This window comes from Citrobacter sp. CRE-46, assembly GCF_059615875.1.
On the sequence record NZ_CM184341.1, the window covers coordinates 3,298,575 to 3,323,295 of the forward strand.

Annotated in this window: 18 protein-coding genes; 4 read left to right on the forward strand and 14 right to left on the reverse strand. The window is 52.7% G+C overall.

Going from position 1 to position 24,721, the window contains the following annotated elements; all coding sequences use genetic code 11:
* The first annotated feature begins 24 nt into the window (after positions 1-24).
* The 3 genes from asnS to aspC all read left to right on the forward strand — a co-directional run bounded on the left by asnS (position 25) and on the right by aspC (position 4,475).
* Positions 25-1,425 (forward strand): asparagine--tRNA ligase, encoded by a 1,401-nt coding sequence (gene asnS / locus AC534G_RS16140; RefSeq protein ID WP_038639361.1) that lies wholly within the window; start codon positions 25-27, stop codon positions 1,423-1,425.
* 605 nt (positions 1,426-2,030) lie between these two features.
* Positions 2,031-3,101, forward strand: coding sequence for a porin OmpF (gene ompF, locus AC534G_RS16145; RefSeq protein WP_199951400.1), 1,071 nt, complete (start codon positions 2,031-2,033; stop codon positions 3,099-3,101).
* A 183-nt stretch (positions 3,102-3,284) separates the two neighbouring features.
* Positions 3,285-4,475, forward strand: a complete 1,191-nt coding sequence (gene aspC / locus AC534G_RS16150) for an aspartate transaminase (RefSeq protein ID WP_042309427.1) — start codon at positions 3,285-3,287, stop codon at positions 4,473-4,475.
* A gap of 53 nt (positions 4,476-4,528) precedes the next feature.
* Here the strand turns inward: aspC and AC534G_RS16155 are convergent, their stop codons facing one another.
* From AC534G_RS16155 to cmoM, 7 genes are all read right to left on the reverse strand, one after another.
* Complete coding sequence (locus AC534G_RS16155) at positions 4,529-5,176, reverse strand: MBL fold metallo-hydrolase (protein ID WP_038639351.1); 648 nt, start codon at positions 5,174-5,176, stop codon at positions 4,529-4,531.
* Between the two features lie 28 nt (positions 5,177-5,204).
* Complete coding sequence (gene mepK / locus AC534G_RS16160) at positions 5,205-5,753, reverse strand: peptidoglycan L,D-endopeptidase MepK (protein WP_003831948.1); 549 nt, start codon at positions 5,751-5,753, stop codon at positions 5,205-5,207.
* Positions 5,754-5,930: 177 nt separating this feature from the next.
* Positions 5,931-7,682: a L,D-transpeptidase gene (gene ldtD, locus AC534G_RS16165; protein WP_110498496.1), complete on the reverse strand. Its 1,752-nt coding sequence runs from the start codon at positions 7,680-7,682 to the stop codon at positions 5,931-5,933.
* 260 nt (positions 7,683-7,942) lie between these two features.
* Positions 7,943-12,403, reverse strand: a complete 4,461-nt coding sequence (gene mukB, locus AC534G_RS16170; RefSeq protein ID WP_069323255.1) for a chromosome partition protein MukB — start codon at positions 12,401-12,403, stop codon at positions 7,943-7,945.
* Positions 12,403-13,107, reverse strand: a complete 705-nt coding sequence (gene mukE, locus AC534G_RS16175; protein ID WP_038639343.1) for a chromosome partition protein MukE — start codon at positions 13,105-13,107, stop codon at positions 12,403-12,405. Before mukE ends, mukB begins: the two co-directional genes overlap by 1 nt.
* Positions 13,088-14,410, reverse strand: coding sequence for a chromosome partition protein MukF (gene mukF, locus AC534G_RS16180; RefSeq protein WP_038639340.1), 1,323 nt, complete (start codon positions 14,408-14,410; stop codon positions 13,088-13,090). The genes mukE and mukF overlap by 20 nt, the downstream gene beginning before the upstream one ends.
* Positions 14,403-15,206 (reverse strand): tRNA uridine 5-oxyacetic acid(34) methyltransferase CmoM, encoded by an 804-nt coding sequence (gene cmoM / locus AC534G_RS16185; protein WP_110498498.1) that lies wholly within the window; start codon positions 15,204-15,206, stop codon positions 14,403-14,405. The genes mukF and cmoM overlap by 8 nt, the downstream gene beginning before the upstream one ends.
* A 135-nt stretch (positions 15,207-15,341) precedes the next feature.
* On the opposite strand from cmoM, the gene elyC reads away from it, so the two are divergent.
* Complete coding sequence (elyC, locus tag AC534G_RS16190) at positions 15,342-16,106, forward strand: envelope biogenesis factor ElyC (protein ID WP_110498499.1); 765 nt, start codon at positions 15,342-15,344, stop codon at positions 16,104-16,106.
* Positions 16,107-16,198: 92 nt separating this feature from the next.
* Here the strand turns inward: elyC and AC534G_RS16195 are convergent, their stop codons facing one another.
* The 7 genes from AC534G_RS16195 to AC534G_RS16225 form a co-directional block, all read right to left on the reverse strand.
* On the reverse strand, positions 16,199-17,092 hold the full coding sequence (locus tag AC534G_RS16195; protein ID WP_069323251.1) for a YcbJ family phosphotransferase: 894 nt from the start codon (positions 17,090-17,092) through the stop codon (positions 16,199-16,201).
* Positions 17,093-17,257: 165 nt separating this feature from the next.
* Positions 17,258-18,004 carry a 3-deoxy-manno-octulosonate cytidylyltransferase gene (gene kdsB, locus AC534G_RS16200; protein ID WP_038639327.1) on the reverse strand — a complete coding sequence of 249 codons (747 nt, stop codon included), beginning with the start codon at positions 18,002-18,004 and terminating at the stop codon, positions 17,258-17,260.
* A complete protein-coding gene (ycaR, locus tag AC534G_RS16205) occupies positions 18,001-18,183 on the reverse strand; it encodes a protein YcaR (protein WP_038639323.1) in 183 nt (60 codons plus the stop codon). The genes kdsB and ycaR overlap by 4 nt, the downstream gene beginning before the upstream one ends.
* A 51-nt stretch (positions 18,184-18,234) precedes the next feature.
* Entirely contained in the window at positions 18,235-19,467 is a 1,233-nt protein-coding gene (locus tag AC534G_RS16210; RefSeq protein WP_110498500.1) for a winged helix-turn-helix domain-containing protein, read from the reverse strand.
* A gap of 41 nt (positions 19,468-19,508) precedes the next feature.
* The gene (gene lpxK, locus AC534G_RS16215) at positions 19,509-20,486 is read right to left on the reverse strand and encodes a tetraacyldisaccharide 4'-kinase (RefSeq protein WP_110498501.1); all 978 of its coding nucleotides are present in this window, start codon (positions 20,484-20,486) and stop codon (positions 19,509-19,511) included.
* The gene (msbA, locus tag AC534G_RS16220) at positions 20,483-22,231 is read right to left on the reverse strand and encodes a lipid A ABC transporter ATP-binding protein/permease MsbA (RefSeq protein WP_038639312.1); all 1,749 of its coding nucleotides are present in this window, start codon (positions 22,229-22,231) and stop codon (positions 20,483-20,485) included. Before msbA ends, lpxK begins: the two co-directional genes overlap by 4 nt.
* A gap of 36 nt (positions 22,232-22,267) precedes the next feature.
* Positions 22,268-24,532: a ComEC family protein gene (locus AC534G_RS16225; RefSeq protein WP_110498502.1), complete on the reverse strand. Its 2,265-nt coding sequence runs from the start codon at positions 24,530-24,532 to the stop codon at positions 22,268-22,270.
* Positions 24,533-24,721: the final 189 nt, after the last annotated feature.

Below are 24,721 nucleotides of genomic sequence, written 5' to 3' on the forward strand. Positions count from 1 at the left end.
CCGACTATTAACAGAGAGAATATTATGAGCGTTGTGCCTGTAGCCGACGTACTCCAGGGCCGCGTAGCCGTTGACAGCGAAGTCACCGTGCGCGGATGGGTACGTACCCGCCGAGATTCAAAAGCTGGCATCTCCTTCCTCGCCGTTTATGACGGTTCCTGCTTTGATCCTGTACAGGCCGTCATCAATAATTCTCTGCCCAATTACAATCAGGACGTATTGCGCCTGACAACCGGCTGTTCAGTTATCGTAACGGGTAAAGTCGTTGCGTCGCCTGGACAGGGACAGAGCTTTGAAATTCAGGCCACTGAGGTTGAAGTCGCGGGCTGGGTTGAAGATCCTGACACCTACCCGATGGCGGCCAAGCGTCACAGCATTGAGTATCTGCGTGAAGTGGCGCACATGCGTCCGCGTACCAACATGATTGGTGCGGTAGCGCGTGTACGTCATACGCTGGCGCAAGCGCTGCATCGCTTCTTCCATGAGCAGGGTTTCTTTTGGGTATCCACGCCGCTGATCACCGCTTCCGATACGGAAGGCGCTGGTGAGATGTTCCGCGTTTCTACGCTGGATCTGGAAAACCTGCCGCGTAACGATCAGGGAAAAGTCGATTTCGATAAAGACTTCTTCGGTAAAGAAGCCTTCCTGACCGTTTCCGGTCAGCTGAACGGCGAAACCTACGCCTGCGCCCTGTCCAAAATTTATACCTTTGGCCCGACGTTCCGTGCAGAAAACTCTAACACCAGCCGTCACCTGGCGGAGTTCTGGATGCTGGAGCCAGAAGTGGCTTTCGCTAACCTGGACGACGTGGCTGGCCTCGCTGAAGCCATGCTGAAGTATGCTTTCAAGGCCGTACTGGCAGAGCGTGCGGATGATATGAAATTCTTCGCTGAACGCGTCGACAAAGACGCGATTTCACGCCTGGAACGTTTCATTGACGCCGACTTCGCGCAGGTGGACTACACCGACGCGGTAAGCATTCTCGAAAAATGCGGCAAACAGTTTGAAAACCCGGTTTACTGGGGTGTGGATCTCTCTTCCGAGCACGAACGTTATCTTGCTGAAGAGCACTTTAAAGCGCCGGTCGTGGTTAAAAACTACCCGAAAGATATCAAAGCGTTTTATATGCGCCTTAACGAAGACGGTAAAACCGTTGCGGCAATGGACGTACTGGCTCCGGGAATCGGTGAAATCATCGGTGGTTCTCAGCGTGAAGAGCGTCTGGACGTGCTGGATGCCCGTATGCTGGAGATGGGTCTGAATAAAGAAGATTACTGGTGGTATCGCGACCTGCGCCGCTACGGTACCGTTCCGCATTCCGGCTTCGGCTTAGGCTTCGAGCGTCTGATTGCCTACGTTACTGGCGTGCAGAACGTCCGTGATGTCATTCCGTTCCCGCGTACTCCGCGTAACGCCAGCTTCTAAAGCTGAATTTTTAATCCAAAGGCCAGCATTCATTGCTGGCCTTTTTTGTAACCGCTCCACGTTACAGGGATCCCCATAACACGTTAAATACAACCCTTCGCCTCCCCTCTTCCTGTTACGTAATATTTCACAGCAACACATTCGAACAAAAAATAATCAGCAGTTTTATTGTGGATTAGCATTTTCTGATTAAATAGTACATTTTTTAACCTTTCACATGGCTGTCCAGATGTCCATAAATCACCTTCAGTTAAATCAGTTCTTTTAGTCATAGCGAAGAAAAAGCGGTCTTAGCAAAATTAAATATAAGAAAATCATATAAATAGAAATAACAGGGGTAATTTTTAGCGCAGAGACATCTGAAGTTTGAAGTTGTTCACAAAGTTGCACAAAAATAACATTTTGTTACATATTTTTTCTTTTTGAAACCAAATCTTTATATTTGTAGCACTTTGAGAGTAGCGAAACGATAGTTTGAATGGAAAGATGCCTGTCAGACACATAAAGACACCAAACTCTCATCAATAGTTCCGTAAATTTTAATTGACGGAATTTATTGGCGGCAGTGGCAGGTGTCATATAAAAACCGATGAGGGTAATAAATAATGATGAAGCGCAATATTCTGGCAGTGGTTATCCCTGCTCTGCTGGTAGCCGGGGCAGCTAACGCTGCAGAAGTTTATAACAAAGATGGCAACAAAGTAGACATTTACGGTAAAGCCGTGGGTCTGCACTATTTTTCCAAGCACAACGGTGAAAATGCCTACGCTGCTAACGGCGATCAGACATACGCCCGTCTTGGTTTCAAAGGGGAAACTCAGATTAACGACCAACTGACCGGTTACGGCCAGTGGGAATACAACTTTGCCGGCAACAATGCTGAAGGCTCAAACGCGCAGGACGGTAACAAAACTCGTCTGGCGTTTGCCGGTCTGAAATTCGGCGACGCGGGCTCCTTCGACTACGGTCGTAACTACGGCGTCGTATACGATGCGCTGGGTTACACCGATATGCTGCCAGAATTCGGTGGTGATACCGCTGCTTCTGACCAGTTCTTCTCCCAGCGTAACGGCGGTCTCGCAACCTACCGTAACTCCAACTTCTTCGGTCTGGTTGAAGGCCTGAATTTCGCCGTTCAGTACCTGGGCAAAAATGAGCGTGATGACGCGCGTCGCTCTAACGGTGATGGTGTTGGCGGCTCAGTAAGCTACGAAATGGATGGCTTCGGTATCGTGGGTGCTTATGGCGCAGCTGACCGCACCAACGCGCAAGAAACGCTGACCTACGGTCGCGGTGCAAAAGCTGAGCAGTGGGCTGCTGGCGTGAAATATGATGCGAACAACATCTACCTGGCGGCGAACTACAGCGAAACCCGTAACGCTACCCGTATCGCTAACGGTTATGCCAACAAAACTGAAGACGTGCTGTTGGTTGCCCAGTATCAGTTCGACTTCGGCCTGCGTCCGTCCCTCGCCTATACCAAATCTAAAGGTAAGGACATTGAAGGCATCGGTGACGTAGATCTGGTGAACTACTTCGAAGTGGGTGCGACTTACTACTTCAACAAAAACATGTCCACCTATGTTGATTACATCATCAACCAGATCGATTCTGACAACAAACTGGGCGTAGGCTCTGACGACACCGTCGCAGTAGGTATCGTTTACCAGTTCTAATAGCAGACCTCTTTGTTAAATGCCTAAAAAACAGGACTTCGGTCCTGTTTTTTTATCTCTGCTAGCGGATTCTTGCGTCTTAAAAAAACACCTCAGCTTTTCGTCAGTAACGGTTGGCATTTTGTAAATCTACCGTTAACCTGATAGCGGACTTCCCTTCTGTAATCACTATGGAACCTCGTCATGTTTGAGAACATTACCGCCGCTCCTGCCGACCCTATTTTGGGTCTGGCTGATTTGTTTCGTGCCGATGACCGCCCAGGAAAAATAAACCTCGGGATCGGTGTATATAAAGATGAGACAGGCAAAACGCCGGTACTGACCAGCGTTAAAAAAGCCGAGCAATATATACTGGAAAATGAAACCACCAAAAACTACCTTGGCATTGACGGTATTCCAGAGTTTGGTCGCTGCACTCAGGAATTACTGTTTGGTAAAGAGAGTTCGCTTATCAACGACAAACGCGCACGTACAGCACAGACCCCTGGTGGTACTGGCGCACTGCGTGTAGCAGCTGATTTCCTGGCAAAAAACACCTCGGCTAAACGCGTTTGGGTGAGCAATCCAAGCTGGCCGAACCATAAGAGCGTCTTTAACTCTGCCGGTCTGGAAGTTCGTGAATACAATTATTACGATGCGGCAAACCACTCTTTAGACTTTGATGCGATGCTGGCAAGCCTCAGCGAAGCGCAGGCCGGCGACGTGGTGTTATTCCACGGCTGCTGCCATAACCCAACCGGTATCGATCCAACACTGGAGCAGTGGCAAACGCTGGCTCAGCTTTCCGTCGATAAAGGTTGGTTGCCGCTGTTTGACTTCGCTTACCAGGGTTTTGCCCGTGGTCTGGAAGAAGATGCGGAAGGTCTGCGCGCATTCGCGGCGCTGCACAAAGAGCTGATCGTCGCCAGCTCCTACTCCAAGAACTTTGGTCTGTACAATGAGCGCGTAGGCGCCTGTACGCTGGTTGCAGCCGATGCTGAAACCGTTGACCGCGCGTTTAGCCAGATGAAATCAGCCATTCGTGCTAACTATTCCAACCCGCCGGCGCACGGTGCATCCGTAGTCGCTACGATTCTGAGCAACGACGCGCTGCGCGCCATCTGGGAACAAGAGCTGACTGATATGCGCCAACGCATTCAGCGCATGCGTTTACTGTTCGTGAATACGCTGCAGGAGAAAGGTGCAAGCCGCGACTTCAGCTTTATCATTAAACAGAACGGCATGTTCTCATTCAGCGGCCTGACTAAAGAACAGGTTCTGCGTCTGCGTGAAGAGTTTGGTGTCTATGCCGTCGCTTCCGGACGTGTAAACGTAGCTGGAATGACACCAGATAACATGGCGCCGCTGTGCGAAGCGATTGTCGCAGTACTGTAATCAATAGCGCATAAAAAAGGCCGCAATCGCGGCCTTTTTATTTATCTGCGCTTTTACCAGACAGGCATTTCATCCTGCAGGAACGGGTTATGCAACCGTTCGTGACCCAGCGTAGAAAGTGGACCGTGGCCCGGAATAAACGTCACGTCATCGCCCAACGGCAACAGTTTACGTTTAATCGAATCAATCAATTGGCTGTGATCGCCGCGCGGGAAGTCGCTGCGTCCTACGCCGCCTTTGAAAATCACGTCACCCGAAATCAGTAATTTTGACTGCTCATCAAAGAAGACCACATGCCCCGGCGTGTGGCCCGGACAATGCAGTACGTGTAACGTCACATTGCCCACGCTTATCCGGTCGCCTTCATTCAACCAGCGATCGGGCGTCAGCGGCTCACAATCTCCCAGGCCAAACATCCTGCTCTGAGCAGGCAGCCCCTGTAGCCAGAACTCATCTTCTTTTTCCGGGCCAATAACCGGGACACCATAATGCTGTGCCAGTTCAGCCGCCGCCCCAACGTGGTCAAGATGACCATGAGTGAGCAGGATCTGCATAAGCGTCAGACCGCTGGCATCCACTTCCTGTTTGATTTTCCCGGCATCGCCGCCGGGATCGACCAGCGCGGCCAGACGAGTCTGCTCACACCAGATTAACGAGCAGTTCTGGGCAAATGCAGTGACCGGAATAATACGATAGTTCATACAGCTCCTGTTTCATTAAGCTTACGGATCACCAGTGCCGTGCAGGTCCGGTGTCAATATGCACAAAGTTACTGCTGGGGTAGTATCCTACACCACCTGCGCGCATAGATAACGCAGCTTTGCGAATATTACTTAATGCGATGCCTTCAATATGGAAATCCATAGCCTGGCCTTTCGTGTGGTAGCTTTTCTTAGCGACACCACGGCTGCGCGCACGGAGTTCATTATTGGTATCGATTGAGCGATAGCCAGAGATCAGCTGTACGGGTTTACGCGTGCCCAGCAGGCCCTGCAGACGGAAGAGTTGGTCAAACAATCCCGGGTCAATGGATTTCACTTTATTGGCCCGAAAATCACGGAAAAAGTGGTTAAGTTTAGCTAATTCGTCCTGAATATAGCCCCTGCCATCAAAAAACTCTGCTTTTATTGACTCACCGGTATGCAGGTTATTCAGAGTCAAGATACGCGGACGTGGGGTAGAGAGTGTGGCAAACGCGGGCGTAGGCAGGATGGCAGCGCCGAGGGCAATGCCACCAAGCGCCAGCAGTTTGCGGCGATTAGCGTCAAATTTGTCCATGGTATTAAGATCTACAAGGTCAATGTTATCGTATGTATGCTCTAGCGCACGCGGGAAACCTTATCTGGCTAAGTAGTCCACGTCAAGGCTCCCAACCCCAGGAAATACGGGGCTTACAGCCATTTTGCCCCGTTTCCGACATAACTTACGACAATCATTTTCCTCGAACTGCTTCATTTATCTGATTAATTGTTCGGCTTTTGACACAATTTGTGCGCTGGATCGCGCTGTCAGATCGTAATTGTAAATATCTGTACGATACTGCGTCCGACCATCCGCTCCCACAAACGCGGTCAGGTAGTAGAGATTGACCGGAATATTCTGGCGAATATTCACGTACCGTGTATCCCCTTGCTTCAGGGCGTCCGAGATGCGCGAATCATTCCATCCCGCATCCTGTAACAGCATATTCGCCAGCTCAGATGCCTTATTCACACGCACGCAGCCTGAACTAAGCGCCCGCGTATCTTTCTGGAACAGATTGTGATTCGGCGTATCGTGCAAATAAATAGCATCTGAACTCGGCATATTAAATTTATAACGTCCGAGTGAGTTACGCGCGCCCGGCGCCTGCTGGAAGCGGAACGGCAGATTGGATGCGGTGATGGTCGCCCAGTCAACCTGCCACGGATCTATCGTCTCTTTGCTATTCCAGCCGCGCATTACGGTATAGCCGTGACGCTCAAGGTATCCCGGATCATTCCACAACTTAGGCAGAATATCTTTTCGTGCCAGCGTCGGCGGGACGTTCCACGGCGGGTTCACGACCACATTATTCAGCGCACTGCTCATCATCGGCGTTTTACGATCGGGACGCCCGACGATGACGCGGGAGGCCAGCACCTGATTACCGTTCTGGTAATAGACCAGCGAGTAGGCAGGAATATTGACCATGATCCCGGTAGATAAGTCACTCGGCAGCAGGCGCAAACGCTGAATATTCAACGCCAGCACCCCCGCACGCTGCGCGGGCGTTACGTTCAGCCAGTCACGCGTCGCGGGTCCAATTGCGCCATCAGCCCCCAGCCCCTGCCAGGTCTGAAACCGCTTCACCGCCTCGACCAGTTCACTGCCGTAAGCGCTACGCCCTTCTTTAGCAGCCGTACTGACGACTGATTCGAGCATCCCGGTACGGCGTAAAATTTCACGCAACGCGGGGATGTCGTTACTCCACTCGCCAGGACGCAGCGTCGCGGTACTGGTTAACTGCGGCCAGGGACGCGTATCGCTCACCAGTTTTAGCAACGATTCATGCATGGCTGCATACTGCGGATGCTGAGGCGCCAGGCTGGCAATAAACGACGTCAGCTGGCCATTATCCAGCGCCACCTGCCATTGGTTGATCACGGAAATCGGCGGAGTTGCCAGCGCATAGGGCTTGTTACTGTAGAGCCAGCGATTACCTTTGACAGGAATATTCGCGATAAAGTGCAGATATCCCATCAGGGCATCAGAAAGCACGATGTCTCGCGCCTGACCGGTTACCGCCGGGTCAGTCAGCAATGCGACCCAAGTGGTAAATTGCGGCTGGAAACCAGCAATCGCCACCTCGGCTAACTGTTGCTGAAATGCTTTTACCGCATCACGATTTTCCCACATCGGTTTCATATCGCGCGCAGCGTACAGCAGCTCCAACTGACTCATGTATACCGGCGTGAAGCCCGCTGGAAGTTGAGATTGTAAGTCGGCGCGCGCCTTATCGGCAGACATGCCCTCTGGCAGCGGTTGAATACCCGCCATAATAGCAGTGGCGGAAGATTGAACCTGCGGTTGCGATAACGCCGTAGGCTGTTCACTGACGGACGCTGAGCTATCGCCAGGGATCATTTCAGGCTCATCGGCCTGCGCATTGAACAGTGGAGCGAATGTTACGGCCAGGCACAAACTGATTGCCGACAGCCGACGACCACACATTTTATTAAGCAACATCCCTTGCCCCCTGTTTTCTTTATCATACTTTGAATAGCCAGGCCGTATGCATTCCCCCTAAGTTAGTTGGGGTCGGACCTGTAAAACGCCAATACACGCTGAAGTATGACGAGCAAGCCTGCGATGCGTTAGGCTTACCTTTAGTATATAAACATCAAATAGTTTTTGCCTAACCTAATGTAAAGAAGTCTAAAGAAATCACACCAGGCATTACGTGCTTTTCAGAAAAGCAGAAGGCGGCTATTTAGCCGCCTTCTTCGTTAGCTTGCCTGTGAGGAAGCGTCTTCAGTTCCCGGCAGTGGTTCAGGTAACTGCGGGGCAAATCCGCGTAGCCCCACCACGTGAACGTGCTCGGTGTTCTGGAAGACTTTACGCACCAGTTTGTAGGTGGTGCCTTTCTCCGGGCTGATGTTTTCCGGTGCCGCGATAATCAGTTGCATCTGCAAACGCTCGCACAGTTCAAACAGGGTCGCGATGGAGCGGGCATCAAGTCGTGCGGCTTCATCAAGGAACAACAGTCGGCATGGCGAGATATCTTTCCCACGCAGTCTGCGACCTTCGTCTTCCCAGCTTTGCACAACCATCACCAGAATAGACATCCCGGTCCCGATCGCTTCACCGGTGGACAGTGCGCCAGATTCAGCACGCAGCCAACCGTCAGATCCACGGTTAACCTCGACTTCCATTTCCAGATAGTTACGGTAGTCCAGCAGCTCTTCGCCAATGGTTTGCGGCGTGCGTTGCCCCATATCAATCTGCGGATTCAGTCGCTGATACAGCTTCGCCAGTGCTTCAGAGAAGGTCAGACGGTTGCTGTTAAACAGATCCTGGTGCTGTTCATGCTGCTCGGAAAGTACGTCCAGCAAGGTGGCATGCGTTTCACGCACGTTGACGTTCAGACGCACGCTGTTGACCTGACCAAACGACACGTTTTGCAGCCCCTGGTTCAGCATACGAATACGGTTTTGTTCGCGCTGAATCGTCTTACGAATGATGTTCGCCACACTGCGGGAGCTGATCGCCAGCTTCTGTTCACGCGAGGTTAATTCTTCCGTCAGACGGCTCAGTTCGATCTCCATCTGTTCAATCGCTTCCACCGGATCGTCGGTACGAATAATATCCTGACGAATACGTTCACGCAGATGCTGATAAACCGCGACAAAGAACTGAATTTTACGCTCCGGGCGCTTCGGATCTTCAGACATGCGCAACACATCACGCAGGTGTTCGTTATCCGCCACCGCCAGACGCAGCGCGCCGAGCGCCTTATCCGACATTGAACGCAGTTCATCACCAGAAAGATATGCCAGCTCGCGACGGTGCAGACGGCGTTCAACGCCGTTGTCTTTCACCATACGCATCACGGCACACCAGCCGGCTTTCGCCATGACTACCTGTTCGCGCATCTCAAAATAATCGCGTTCCAGTTTGCGCAGTTTGCGGGTCAGGTTGTCCATCTCCGCTTCGCAGAAGGTCAGCGCTTTTTCCAGCTGGTTACGGCGCGCACGGTTGTTACTGAGCTGCGCGTGCAGTTCATCCCGACGAATACGAGCACGCTCTTCCGCACCGCTGTCAGCACGAACGCCGATATCCTGCAGTTCACGTTGTAAATCGTTGAGCAGTTCTTTTTTAGTGTCATAGGAGCTTTTCAGCGACGCCATGACCTGGTTGTACTGGCTTAACTGCGCGGCGTGGCTGCGCAGCGCTTCACGAGCTCGGGTACGTTCAGCTTCCGCCTGTTCCAGGCGTTGGCGCAGTTTTTCGTTCAGATCGCTGTTGCCGCTCAGCATTTCGGCTGAATCGGAATAGCTAAAGTGCGCCCGACGTTGTACGACCTCTGTCAGCGCAAACGCCTGCTGACGCGCATCACGCTGCATCTGCTGGGAATAGGCGTAATCTTCCTTCAGTTGTTCAAACTGCTCAGGGTCATTTTGCAGAACCGAAACCATCGGTTCCAGTTTGGCTAACTGATTGCCGTGCTGCTGCACAAAACGCGCCGCTTCCTGAGCTTCATCCAGACGCTCACGAATTTCGTCCACGCGATCGGCAAGCGTTTCATCGGCCAGCAGATTTAAACGCGGCAGCAGGCGGTTCAGCGCAGAGACCCCCTCTTTCGCCTGTTCAAACTGCATACGGCTTTGCTGGTTATCATTTTCATGATTGGTCAGCGCACGCTCCAGCTCAACGCGGCGGCTGTTCAACTGACGAATCTCCGCTTCTGGATCGGCTTCAAACGCCACCGACAAATGGCTGCCGATAAAGCGGCTGAACGCCTGATGCAGACGCTGGGTTTTCTGGACGTCAAAAGAGAGCGTGGCGAAACGTTCAGACAGCCCTTCACGCTCGGCATGCAGGGTTTCGATACGGCTTTCGCGCGCGGCGCGGCCAAAAATCGGCACCGTCGGGAAGCGGGAATAACGCCACTGACGTTCGGCGGTTTTCACCACCACCGCTTTTTCCAGCTCATCAACGCTGAAAACGCTGTCATCAAACGACTGCGGATCCCCTTCGATAAAATAGAGATCTTCCGGACAATCCGTCAGTCCTTCAAGCTGTTCGGTAATCAGCGACAGATCCGGCACCACGATAGCATGGCGCGACGGACCGTACAGCGCGGAGAAGTACGGCGCATCTTCAAGGCTAACGTCGTCATAAATTTCTGACAGCAGCACGCCGCCGAAGCGTTCCGCCAGCGCGTTCAGACGCTGATCTTCCGCCCCGCCCGGCTGACTTAAACGTTCAATTTCTTCATCAACCGCGTTTTTGCGCGCGCCAACTTCATCGCGCTCAACAATGGCTTCACGCTCGCGCTCCAGCAATTGCTGCAAATACTCGGTCACGTCCTGGCTGGAGGTAAACTCTTCGCCGCACTGTTCGCTAAGTTGATTCAGGCTATTTTGCGCGGCCAGCCAGACCGGCGCGCGTTTCATCAAATGCTGGATACGCGACTGCAGTTGTTCCTGTTCCTGACGCAGCGTCATTCGCTGTTCGCTGGCTGACGATACGCTGTCCGACAAGGCGGCGATGCGCGCTTCCAGCTCCTGATGCAGCGCTTCCAGTTCATCGATATCGAACTGTTTACCCTGGCGTTTGCAGAATTCAGCCAACAGCCGCTCGGCGTCCTGCTGCTCGCGCAGACGCTGCTCCAGTTCGCTAAGACGCATACGCAACGGCTGAACCTGTTCCGCCAGGTGACGCTGCTCAACGCCTTCCCGCAGCAGTTCACGCGCCACGCTCCAGGCCTCACCACGCGCCAGTGGGCCGTTAATCGCCGCCACCAACTGATAAGCCTGTTCGAACTGGCTGTGCGCGGTTTGCGCCACGCTCATTTTTTGTTCCAGCGTCAACAGTTTTTCTGTGGCTTCCTGCTCTTTGGCCTGGAAGGTTTCCAGCCATTCGGCAGCGCTGTCGGCTGTCAGATCCGGTAAGTGGCACAACTCTTTGGCCCGGCTTAACGCCTGAATCGCCTGGGTATACTGGATAGCTCGCGTTTGCTGGACATCCAGCGCCTGCTGATAATCGGCAAGCTGACTTTTCAGCTCATCCACTTCCAGCTCAGCGGCTTCCGCGCGGGCTTCGTTTTCATCCTGGCGGTCAACGGCTTCCGCGACGACCTCATTTTGTTCTTCGAGACGGATCTGTAATTCCTCGAGATCCGCTTCATAGCGTTCAATTTTTTCCTGCTGACGCAGCGCGGTTTGCACCAGATTGAGGTGATCGCTCGCTGCCTGGTAATCAGCTTCCAGATCGCCTTCCGCGCCGTTGTGCTCGCCCAGTTCGCGCGCCATATCCACGTGCTTATACTGCTCAGCAGCCAACTGCTGGCGTGAGGTATGCAGTTCACGACGATATTCCAGCGCTTTATCCAGATGAATACGGCGCTCGTTGGCATGGCGCATATAATCCGCTGCCACGTAGTTGGTCGCTTCGCTGATCAAATGCTTAAACAGATCGCGGTCAGACTGGGTTACGCGAATGGCTTCCAGGGTCATGCGGTTTTCACGCAGCGCGGCTTCCATATCCTGGAACGCTTTGCGTACGCCGCTGTTTTCTGGCAGCAGGTAATCACGCAGCGAGCGAGTAATAGCGCTGGAGATACCGCCATACAGCGAGGCTTCAATCAAACGATAGAATTTACTACGATCGGACGCAGAGCGCAGACGACGGGCAATGATGCCCAGATCGAACATCAGCGAGTGATAATCCGTTATCGAGTTGAACTGCTTAAACTGCACGCCTTCCATCTCATCAAGCTTTTCTTTCAGCTCAGGGAGAGACAGGACGCGCGCCTGGCGTTCGTTCAGCGTTTCCGTAACCAACTGAGTGGGCTGCACCGACATCGGCAGCCCCTGAATGGCAAACGGCTTGATATCCACTTTACGATCGCGACCGGCAACCTGTTGCAGACGAACGCCGACAACCACGCGCTGATGGCGGGAGTTGAGGACGTCAAGCATTGAGTAACAGACCCCCGCCTTCAGCTTACCGTGCAGACCTTTGTCACGTGAACCGCTGGTCGCACCGGCTTCGGTGGTATTACGGAAATGCAGCAGGGTTAAATCCGGGATGAGCGCCGTAACAAATGCCGCCATGGTCGTGGATTTTCCCGCACCGTTACCACCGGACAGCGTGGTGACCAATTCATCCAGGTCGAACGTACGGGCAAAAAAGCCATTCCAGTTAATCAGCGTAAGTGAGCGAAATTTACCGCGTTCAATCATTATTCTTCTTCTCCACTGTCCGGCTGATTCTCTTCGGGCTCATCGTTAAGCTGCAGGCGGTTCTCGACCGGCATCGCTTCGCCATCACGAATTAAGCGACGCTGTGCTTCGCGCGGATCGTCACCGGTGCGTACGTCCGCGCCAAAGCGGAAGACCGATTCCGTAATACGGAATTTGCTGCTGTCGTGACCCAGAAACCACACCATACCTAAGCGACGCAGACGGTTTAGCGAAGAACGTACCTTTTCCTGTAGCTTTTGACGGTCAACGTCCGAACCGGTTGAACGATTGTTCACCAGCTTCAGCAGTTTCGCTTCATCCGCCAGCGTCAACAACTCGTCGTATAACTCTTGCTGGGTAAAAATCCCTTCATTCGCCAGGCGTTCCGGGCTGAGATAGAGATAGCAAAGAATTTTACCCACCATCATGTCCAGTTCGGACAGAACCGAACGCGGAATGAGCGTCGTTGAACGCGGACGAAGGTAGAAGAATCCTTCCGGCGCGCGGATCAGTTCCACGTTATAGCGGCTGTAAAATTCTTCAAAATATTCCTGAAAATCCATCAGGAAGGCATGATTATCCAGTTCATCCAGGCCGATATGTCGGCCCGAACGTAAGGCGCTATCCAGCGCCGGAAATAACGGATTCGCCAGCGCCTGCGCCAGCTTTACCGGCATCACTTGTTCAATATTTGTCAATGACATGCGCCTGTACCTTGGCTCCGTAATCATTAATCGGCTGCCATTTGGCTGGCAGTCCGGTGAAATCTGCTTGCGCTACGCCAAGACGTACCGCCTGATCGATAACAATACGCGCGACGTCGAAATGACGCGCACGTGGATATTGCGCCAGATACTCGCGCACTACCAAACCGAGATCCAGTGGCGTTTGTCTGGATTTGTAGATAGCCAACTGTTCTTCGATGATCGCCGCCAGTTGCTCACGGATCTCGTTAAATTCTTCATATTCCAGATCTGTCGGAAGCTCACCGGTGACCTCTTCGTCACGCAGGACCATCTCTTCATCACGCATATCCAGCAGACGGTCGGCGTTGGCATAAGTCAGCGCCCATGGATCGTCAAAATAAGTCTGCACGGACTGGCGCAAACGCTGGGCAAAGACGCGGTTTTTATCCATATCAATCGCGGTACGGATAAACTTATGCACATGGCGATCGTAACCGATCCACAAATCAATAGACTGCTGGCCCCAACTGATAATTCGGTCGAGCTTACTTTGTAAGTCAAACACCAGTCTGTCGACAAAATGCAAATCGTCATGCGCCATCGTGGCATCCTGGATTCGTAGCAGGTTTGCCTGTAGCTTATCCCCCGCCGCTTCCAACGTATCCTGCAGTTCGCGCAGCGTCCCGGAAGTTTCAGAAAGCAGCAGTTCACAGCTGGAAATCGCCGCCCGCCAGTCTTTGTTCAGCAACTGCGCGATATCGTCTTTCACCTGCTGCTGCTGTTCATCCATGATGCGCTGGGTGAGATCGATACTGTCGAAAATCTCCGCCACCGAATATTTCAATGGCGCGTAAACATTGCGATGCCAGTGGAACTCATCGCCGCCTTCCGCTGCCGCATCCGCCGCGCGCTTCAGTTCGCCTGCAACAATCGACAGTTGCATTGAAAGACGCAGCGTAGAGAATTCGCGCTGACGTATGTAGTAATCCGTGATGCCAATCCCGAGCGGCGTTAAACGATATATGGCATTGCCTTCCGCCTGCTCGCTGGTAAAGCGGTTCAGCAGACGTTGACGCACCATATCGTTAATCGCGTTGTTAGCACGTACGCCAATGGTTTCGCTGGTTTGCTCAAACGCATCACTCACATGGCGGAACGCATCCACCAGCTCACCTTCACTCATCTCGCCGTCAAGTCGCTCGCCGTTCAGAGTGGCGACCGCCAGCAGGAACGAAAGTCTGTCTACCGGCAGAGAGATGGAGAAGTCATTTTTTCTGGCCCAGGCAACCAGTTCGGGGACTGTCTGGGAAAATTCACTCATAGGTTATCCTTGCATCTGCGGCTCGGGCCGGACTTTTAATCGCGGTGACATGAATATAGCGCCCAAGGCTGATATACGGTTCCTGGCGGCAATAGCGCGTTTCTAACTCAAGTAACATTTCATAGTCGTCATGTTGTTTATGCTTATCCCGCAGATAGTCATGAAACACTCGGACGCCCGTTTTACTTGTTATCTGCCAACCGATCTGTTCCAGCCACTGGTAAACCTGCCCCGGATCGCGTGGGTAGTCCGGTGAAAGCGTACGCTTTTTACGTTTCGGCATCCCCACCTGCACATAGTCAAAGTTCCCTGCGACCATGTTATGCATCAACAGACCGTTAGCATTGTAGAACATTAACGACAGCGCGCCGCCGGGACGCAATACTGACCACAGCGTCTGCAACACGCTGACGGGATCCGTCACCCATTCCAGCACAGCATGAAACAATATCAGATCAACCGGGGTTTCCAAATGCGCACTAACGTCCTGAGCGGCGCATTGTATGAAATGCATGTTTCCGCTCACACCTTTTACCTCTGCCGCCTGTCGCGCACGGGCGATCATTTCGCCTGACAGATCGCATAATGTCACGAAGTGCCCACGTTCCGCCATCTTGATGGCCGTTTGCCCTTCACCGCCGCCAGCATCCAGAATATGCAATTGCTGCTCGCCGAATGTCGCCAATAATCGATCCAAATCCTGCCAAAGAATAGCCTGTCTTAATTGGCCTTTGGTGGTGCCGTAAATGTTACGGGAAAACTTTTCTGCAATGTCATCAAAATTGCGATCCCGCATCGGGCTCTCCACATACTGGCTTTAGGGTGACTAAGTAAAACCGCTATTTTGTCACACCCGCGCCGAGAATGAACCTTCCTGGTGTAATATCCCTGCAGATCCCCTGCTGTATGGTTAAAAAAGGAACCAAAAAGGATGCTTTTTACGCTGAAGAAAGTGATTGGCGGTATGATGCTGCCGCTTCCACTGATGCTAACAATGATGGGTATTGGCCTGGCGCTGGTCTGGTTTAGCCGCTTTCAAAAAACAGGGAAAGTGTGTATCAGCCTGAGTTGGCTGGCGCTATTACTCCTGAGTTTACAACCCGTCGCCGACAGTCTGCTCAAGCCCATTGAGGACAGCTATCCCACCTGGCAGGATACGCAAAAAGTGGAATACATTGTGGTGCTGGGCGGGGGATATACCTGGAACCCTCAGTGGGCGCCGAGTTCAAACCTGATTAACAATAGCCTTCCACGCCTGAATGAAGGTATTCGCCTATGGCGCGCGAATCCAGGGTCGAAACTTATCTTTACCGGTGCCGCCGCAAAAACGAATAACGTTAGTACCGCGGAAGCTGGTGCCCGCGTAGCGCAGTCGCTGGGGGTGCCGCCTGGTGACATCATCACGCTGGATCACCCCAAAGATACTGAAGAAGAAGCAGCGGCAGTAAAGCAGGCCATCGGCAACGCGCCGTTTCTGCTGGTGACCTCCGCGTCGCACTTACCGCGTGCCATGATTTTCTTCCAACAGGCCGGTCTACATCCGCTGCCAGCACCTGCCAATCAGTTAGCGATTGATTCCCCGCTTAATCCATGGGAGCGGGCAATTCCCTCGCCGGTCTGGCTGATGCACAGCGATCGTGCCGGATACGAAACGCTGGGGCGCATCTGGCAGTGGCTGAAGGGAGCGGGACATTGACCGAAATATTGCCTGATGGCGACGCTATCGCGTCTTATCAGGCCTACGGGTCAGCGCAGAATTCCAGGCCGGATACGGTGTTCACGTGTTGATCAGGCGAGCCACGGCAGCAGGGATTTTGTCGCCAGATCAAAGTTGGAACGATTAAAGCGTCCGGTATTGACCAGTTGCGCCACCTCATCCCATAACACATACAACCAGCGCCGCCAGATGAATGACTCCGCCACTGGCGCGCGTTGCAGATATTGCCAAAGCAGGCTTTCCGCCAGCGCATTGTCCATTAAGCGGAACAATTCATATTCTCTTGGCGCCCATAGCATCAAGCCCGGTCCCACCATCGCCAGGAGCTGATCGCTACGCGCATCTTTGAGCATGCTGCGTAAACTGAAATTGCCGTGGATCAGCACGCAGTTATCATTAAATCCGGCAAATAACTCGGGTAAACATTCACGGGTGCGGAACAGAATCCGCTTGTCCTGCATCGTCAGCCCAGTATTGTTGAACTGATTTAACGTGCTCCACAATACCTCGACACGCTGGCGATACCAGGACGGCCAGATGTTCTCTTGCGTGTTATCCACCGCACCCACGCAGCCGCGGCTGTCCTGCCGATGCCATGACAGCAAACCTTCTACGATTTGATCTTTTAAATGTTCCCAGCGCTCGGGCGTTCGGGCAGGCGCTTCCACCGGCACGCCACGTAAACGCTCAAGCAGGAGCACATCAGGACCGGGATGCTCCTCATGCGTTAGGACGCCATAAATGACCGGCATACGTACCGTGCCACTGCGCGCCAGCATAGAGGTTTTCCATGCCAGCTGCTGCGCCATCCCCGGCGTGGTGAAACTTCTCGCCATCAGCGGCATCGGATTACCCTGACTGTCGTACAGTGACCACAGAGCGGTATCCACTTTCTCATTCACGCATTCAATACGACTGAGTTTTTCACCCAGCAGATGGCTGAGTTCGGCACGCAACTGTTCCATTTCAGATTGCCCTCATAAAAGCTACTGCTTTCATAATGAGCGTCGCGCAGACAGATGTCACCCGGATGAGATCAATTGATGAAAAGAAAAGCACAGGGAAAACGTAACGATACGACACTCCTCCCAAAAATAGGCGGTATTATGGGTGGAGTGCCATGAGAAAAACTAACGCATTTCAGCGCGAACGCGCTCAAGATCCTCAGCAGTGTCTACGCCAGTACCCGGTACTTCTTTAGCGACGGCCACGTGAATTTTTTCGCCGTACCACAGCACACGCAGTTGCTCCAGCATTTCAATATGCTCAAGCGGGCTGGGCTGCCAGTTAACATAGCGGCGAATAAAACCGGCGCGATAACCGTAAATACCGAGGTGACGCAGGAAGGTATCGCCTACCGTTTCCAGGCTTTTGGCAAAACGGTCGCGATCCCAGGGAATCGTTGCGCGCGAAAAATAGAGCGCATAGCCTTCGCTGTCCAGAACGACTTTAACCGCATTCGGATTGAATGCTTCTTCCGCACTATGAATGGGAGCCGCAAGGGTCGCCATGCCAACCTGGCGTTGCGCCAGATTTTCGGCCACCTGACGAATAATGACCGCTGGGATCATCGGCTCATCACCCTGAACGTTCACAATAACGGTATCATCGCTAAAGCCACATTTCTCGACGACTTCCGCCAGACGCTCGGTACCAGACTGGTGATCGGCCCGGGTCATGCAAACTTCCCCTCCCACCGCTTCTACCGCACGAGCGACATCTTCATGATCGGTGGCAACGATAATGCGCTCAGCGCCAGATTCACGCGCACGCTCCAGCACATGCACGATCATCGGCTTGCCGTTGATATCCAGCAGTGGCTTGCCCGGCAAACGGGTGGACGCATAACGCGCAGGAATAATGACCACAAAACTCATGATTTACTCTCATCCGCAGTCAGAACACGAGCTTCGGTTTCCAGTAAAACGGGAATGCCATCACGCAGTGGGAAAGCAAGGTTATCCGGTTTACAAATTAGTTCCTGTTTTTCCTGGTTAAACCAGAGTTTGCCATTGCATACCGGGCAGGCAATGATTTCAAGCAGACGATGATCCATAGTTCCTCCAGATGGACCGGATTGTGAATCCGTAAATATTAACATAATCGCTTAACGGGCTGGGGCTATTTCCCAACCATGACGTACGCCAGCAAATATACCTTCGGGGCAGCGCCCCAGCGTCACGCGCGTTGCCTGCTGCCAGCGGGCAAAATCATCAATCGCCTGGAACAACCCTTTTTGCAGAGTAACACCAGGTTTGACCCCATCCTGTAACCATAGCGAAATCACCTCCAGTACACCTGTTTTACGGTGCATTTTGGCATCCATCCGCCCCACTAACTGTCCACGATGCAGCAACGGCAGGACAAAATAACCGTATTGTCGTTTCGCTGCTGGCGTATAACATTCCAGCCGATAGCTAAAATCGAATAGCTGCTCTGCCCGTTTGCGATCCCAGACCACCGGATCAAACGGCGATAAAACCGTGCTATGCGTTGCTGTTAATTTACCCGCCAATGCCTGCTCAAGCAGCGGTTGAAGATCGCTATGCAACCACAGGGTTCCCAGCCCTTCAACGTCGACCGGAATAATTTGTTGCTGTTCCTTGCGCACATCACACCAGTTTTTTAACCCCGGACGCTTCAGACGATAGTAGTCTGCCAACCATTGTTCGCGAAAAATCCCCAGACTACGGGCGCTGTTGTCCAGCATGAGAATTTCGGCTTCCTCTTGTGAAAGCCTGTCACGTTCATCATCCCAATGCGGCATGACGCGATGGGTTAAATCATAGACTCGCTGGAAATTACGCCGCTCCACCACCATGACTTTCCCGGCAGTAAACAGTCCTTCAAGGTGTCGCTTATGCGGCTTCCATTCCCACCAGCCGTTAGCCCCCTTACGGGGATGTTCAAAATCGGCTGAGCGTACCGGCCCGTTATGATGGATATGCTGGAGTAACTGCTCAATCTCATGGGCATGTTCTGTCATCCACGCCGCTTTATATTTCCAGCCCATTTTCTCCGGCGCCAGCATGCGGTGGCGTATCAGCATAAAGTCACTGCGCGGCATAAAGCAGGCCTCGTGCGCCCAGTACTCCATCAGTTCACCCTGCCGTAACGAGTCATCCAGCCATTGCGGGGAATAATCACCTAAACGACTGAACAGCACCAGGTAAGGACTGCGCGCCACAATATTGATGGTATCGATTTGCAATAAAGACATGCGCGAAATGGTGGCAAGAATATCGGCAGGAGATGCCCGGCGGCGTGTTTTTTTCAGCAGACCTTGAGCGGCAAGGTGAAGATGACGAGCATCCGTCAGAGAAAGGTGCGGCAACGACATTTATGACCTCATAAATGATTCGCTGCCGCAGCTTGAATCCGTTAGCGAGTCAGCGAGATTAAGCTATCCAGCAACACATCAGGCCGTTCGCCTGACAAATGTGCGTCCACAGGTAAATACCACCAGTTATCATCAGCAAATGCGCGGCATTTAACCGCATCTTTTTCCGTCATCACCAGCGTTTGCCCTGCGTCTGAAAACGCACTGACGTCACTGTAGGTCAGAGATTGATGATCTGCCAGCGCAATACATTTTTGTGGTTTGGCTCCGCACGCTTCAAGCGTGGCAAAAAAACGTGGCGGATGACCAATACCCGCCATGGCGACAATATTGGTTAGCTGTGCCACATCACGGCGTTCACCTGTGCGTAAATTAACGGCCAGCCCTGGTTCAAGTCGCATGGGGATCTCCCCCGGCTGTGGACTGCCGCCGTTAACGATTGTCGCATCCACCGATTTAAGCCGGCCTGCGCGTTCCCGCATTGGACCGGCAGGAAGCCACCAGCCATTGCCAAATCGACGCTCGCCGTCAATCACCACGATTTCAACATCTCGCGCCAGACGATAGTGCTGTAGACCATCGTCCGTCACAATAATCTGCACATCATGATGCGCCAAAATAGCTTTTACCGCATCCGCTCTGTTCGGAGAGACCGCTACAGGCACGCCGGTACGCTGGTAGATGAGCACAGGTTCATCGCCCGCTTCTGCAGTCGTGGTATCCGTTGTCAGCAACAGCGGGTAAGCCGCGGCTTTTCCGCCATAACCACGAGAAACCACGCCTACGCGGATACCACGTTGCTGTAGTCGTTCAACCAGCCAAATCACCACCGGCGTTTTACCGTTCCCGCCTGCGGTAAGGTTTCCCACTACGACCACTGGTACCGGCGCGCGCCATGCGCGCTTGAGCCCAAGTTTGTAGCATAAGCGGATCCCCCCACTCACCAGGCCATACAGCCAGGAGAGTGGAAGTAATAAGCGCCACAGCGGCGATTCACCAGTCCAGATACGTGCGATCATTGACCAAATTGCATTTTGTGTAATTGCGCATACACGCCGCGTTGCTCAATCAGCTCGTTATGGGTTCCGCGCTCAACAATCACCCCGTCTTCCACCACGATGATTTCATCCGCCTGCTCAATGGTAGAAAGACGGTGTGCAATGACCAGAGAAGTACGGTTTTTCTGTAGCTCATCCAGTGCCGCCTGAATCGCGCGTTCGGATTCAGTATCGAGAGCCGACGTAGCTTCATCAAGGATCAGGATCGGACTGTCACGCAGTAAGGCACGGGCGATAGCGATACGTTGGCGCTGTCCACCGGAAAGCAGTACGCCGTTTTCGCCAATCACCGTATCCAGACCATTATCCATCTTATTGATGAAATCCATGGCATAGGCCATCTGCGCCGCTTTTTCGATCTGTTCGCGACTGTATAAATCGGTACGCGCGTAGGCGATGTTATTGGCAACCGTATCGTTAAACAGGTGCACATTCTGCGAAACCAAAGCAACCTGATCGCGCAGGGATGCGAGGGTATATTCGCGCAGATCGTGTCCGTCCATCAGAATCTGCCCTTCATCGATATCGTAGAAGCGCGTGATCAGGCTGGCGATAGTGGATTTACCTGAACCTGAACGCCCCACCAGAGCGACAGTTTTGCCCGCCGGAATATTCAGGTTGATGTTACGCAGCGCAGGGGCTTCACGTCCTGGATAAGTAAAGGTCACATTGCGGAATTCCAGATCGCCGGTAGCGCGTTCGATAACGCGTTTGCCTTCGTCTTTCTCCTGTTCGCTATCCAGAATCGTAAATAAGGTCTGGCATGCCGCCATACCACGCTGGAACTGCGCGTTGACGTTAGTCAGCGATTTCAACGGACGCATCAGCGCGATCATTGACGAGAAAACAACGGTAATGGTCCCTGCCGTCAGGTTTTCCATGACGCTTGGGAAACTGGCTGCATATAACACGAATGCCAGAGCCAGAGACGCAATCAACTGGATGATAGGATCGGAGATAGAAGAGGCGGAAACCATCTTCATCCCCTGTAAACGCATCTTGTTGCTGACTTTATCAAAGCGTTTGGTTTCGACTTCCTGACCACCAAAAATCAGAACTTCTTTGTGGCCTTTCAGCATCTGCTCCGCACTGGTCGTAACCTGCCCCATGGTGTTTTGCATATTTTTACTGATGCTACGAAAGCGCTTAGAAACCACACGAATCGCCACTGACACAATTGGCGCCAGTACTATCAGGATCAATGATAGCTGCCAGCTGTAATAGAACATCATGATGAACAGGCCAATAATTGACGCCCCTTCACGTACCACGGTGATCAGCGCGCCGGAAGACGATGACGCAACCTGTTCTGAATCATAGGTAATACGTGACAGCAACGTACCTGTAGACTGTTTATCAAAAAAGGAGACTGGCATGCCCATCATGTGACCAAACAGGCGGCGGCGCATGGTCATAACCACTTTGCCTGACACCCATGAGATACAGTAGCTGGAGACATAGCTGGTTAAGCCACGAACTATCATCAGCCCAATGACCACCAGCGGCATCCACAACAGCACCGAGCGGTCAGTTTTACCAAAACCATCATCCAGTAATGGCTTAAGGAGCGATAACATGAAGGTATCGCTGGCCGCGTTAAGGATTAACGCTATACCCGCCACGATCAGACCCGATTTAAAAGGCGCTATGGTTGGCCATAGTCGGCGAAACGTCTGCCACGTAGAGAGATCTTTATCGTTATGCATTCAAAAAACCAGCATTTGTTAGAATAGCCGCATATTCTACCCGTTATCCTCCGACACGCCAAACCACTGATGATACCAACGGGGTAAAATCTGATCCCGCATGCTGCGTATTTGCCAGGTTTTCGGGTAAAAATCCAGCGTAATCTGCCCCTGATGTGGCGTATCCAGCCATTGATAATCTTGTTGCCGATAGCGCCGCTTCACCTTCCAGGAAGGCAGTCGCCAGGCATTGTAACGGGATGCCGAGGCTAATGCCGCCTGTCCGCCAACTCGCTGAATCAGCGCCAGTGATGATGATGTATTGCTGCCATGGTGTGGAACCTGCATAACAGTAGCCTGCAGATGCGACCAGTAGTGACTTAGCATTTTTTGTTCAGCGGGAGACTCAATATCCCCGGTCAGAAGAATACTCTGATGTCCGTCATCGACTTTAACCACGCAGGATTGGTTATTCCCTTGCGCTGTATTTCCGCGCACCGGCCAGTGCGCACTGAACGTTAATCCTTGCCATTGCCAGCGTTCCCCGCGAAAACACGGGAGATGACCTTTCCAGCCTAGTGGGCTTCTTATCCATAAGAATGGCCATGCTTGTTGCAGCGAGCGCAACCCTCCCCGATGATCCATATGCTCGTGACTTAAAATACCCCCTTCAGGCTCGAGGTTGTGCCAGCGTAACCAGGGAATGATCAGTTGCTGCGCGCTATCGCCCTCAGGCCATGCCAGACCCGTATCATAAAGAATCGCTTTTCCATTGCGGGCGATCACCATCGCCAGTCCCTGCCCGACGTCCAGCATATGCACTTGCCATGCGTCCGTGCGTGGCGCTCGCCAGAGCGGTTCACTCAGCAAAAATAGCGCCGTGAAACAAAGCATCGGTAGAGTACGCCAGGCATTCAGTCGCCATGCGATGAGCATCAGCCCAGGTGCCAATGCAAGCCATTGCCAGCGGGCATCTATATTAATCCAGCCTTGAGGCAGAGCATTAAGTCCCCAAAATAACAGCGCCAGAGACCGATCGGCTAAATACCACAACCCCGACTCCAGCCCTCCCAGACCGGTTAAATGTACGAGCATGCCGGCTAGTATCAGCGGTACGGAAATAAACGTGACCAGCGGTACGGCAAATATATTAGCCACCAATGAAGTCAGACTTATGCCGTGAAACATCGAAATTTGCACAGGCAAAAGCAGAATCGTGATACCCAGTTGCAGATGAGCGAGCGCCAGCAGTATGCGTCCAATGCGAGAGAGCGACCAGGCAGGTAAAGGTACCCACTGATACCAGAATATCAGCGCCGCGACGGCAAAAGCAGACAACCACAGACTTTGTGACAGAATAGCGAGAGGATCAGCCACCACGATGGCTGCGAGACAACAGACCCAGACCGACCATCCGCTCCACTGCCTGCCGCTTAGCTTCAGCGCCCCCCAGACCATCAGCGCGACAATCGTGCGCAATGCAGGCGGCTGAAGCCCCGTTAACCATGCATAAAATGTCGCGCAGATAATCCCGCCAATCAATGGAACCTGCCAGCAAATCCATCTGGTTGGCATAAAAAATTGTCCACCGCGAATCAGTCCTCCCGCCAAAAGTGCGGCAAACGCAATATGCAGCCCGGAGATAGCCATCAAATGCGCCGTGCCGGTATCACACATAATGGCTTTTACCTCTTGTGACACGGACAAGCGCTCTCCCATTCCCAGCCCCAGTATGACCTGCTGCCAGGGATAGTCGGCGAGTGCCATTTTCAGCGAGGCAAGATATCGCGAACGTAAACTACAGTGTGGCGCAATGACTGAAGCCTGTAAGAACCGTCCCGTCAGCGGCTGATGCTGTGCTAACGCGTGACGTTGACTGTCAAATCCTCCCTCATTTAATTGACCGTGTACGGCGCGAACTTTTAGCGTCATCGCCCATGTCTGGCCCGCGCAAACGTCGCCGGGCAGGTACTGCCCATACAGCACAATTCCTTGCGCAGGAAAGATTCGCCGCCCCAGCAGGTGGGTGATCTGACCATAGTGCGTGGTCATATTGTCGGTTCCGGTTATGCGCACAATTGCCTGCTGGTTTTTAGCAGGAAGCGTATTACCCGCCCAAAGTGCATCTTTCGCCGCCATTATTCCCCAAAGAAAAAACAGCAGGGTCAACCCGGCGAAACGCATATGTTTGTGGGGAAAAAGGCAGAGCAGACATGCCAGACAAAATACAACGCTGATGCTCAGCATCTCAGGTAGCGCGGGTAATAGCATCAGAGGAAGAATGCCGCACAATGCACACGTACTCACCGTTGTTATTTTCATCAATACCTCCCTGTTGCGGGGAGTGTGTAGTAATACTCAACGGTTGTCTGGCGACAATTTACTGTTATACGGCACGCGTTCCGCTGATCTTTGGCGGCGGATGTAACATGCGAATTAATTGGGATGGGGATTCCAGTATGGGCCTGCAGAAATGAAAAAAGCACCCATGCAGGTGCTTTCCTCGGCGTT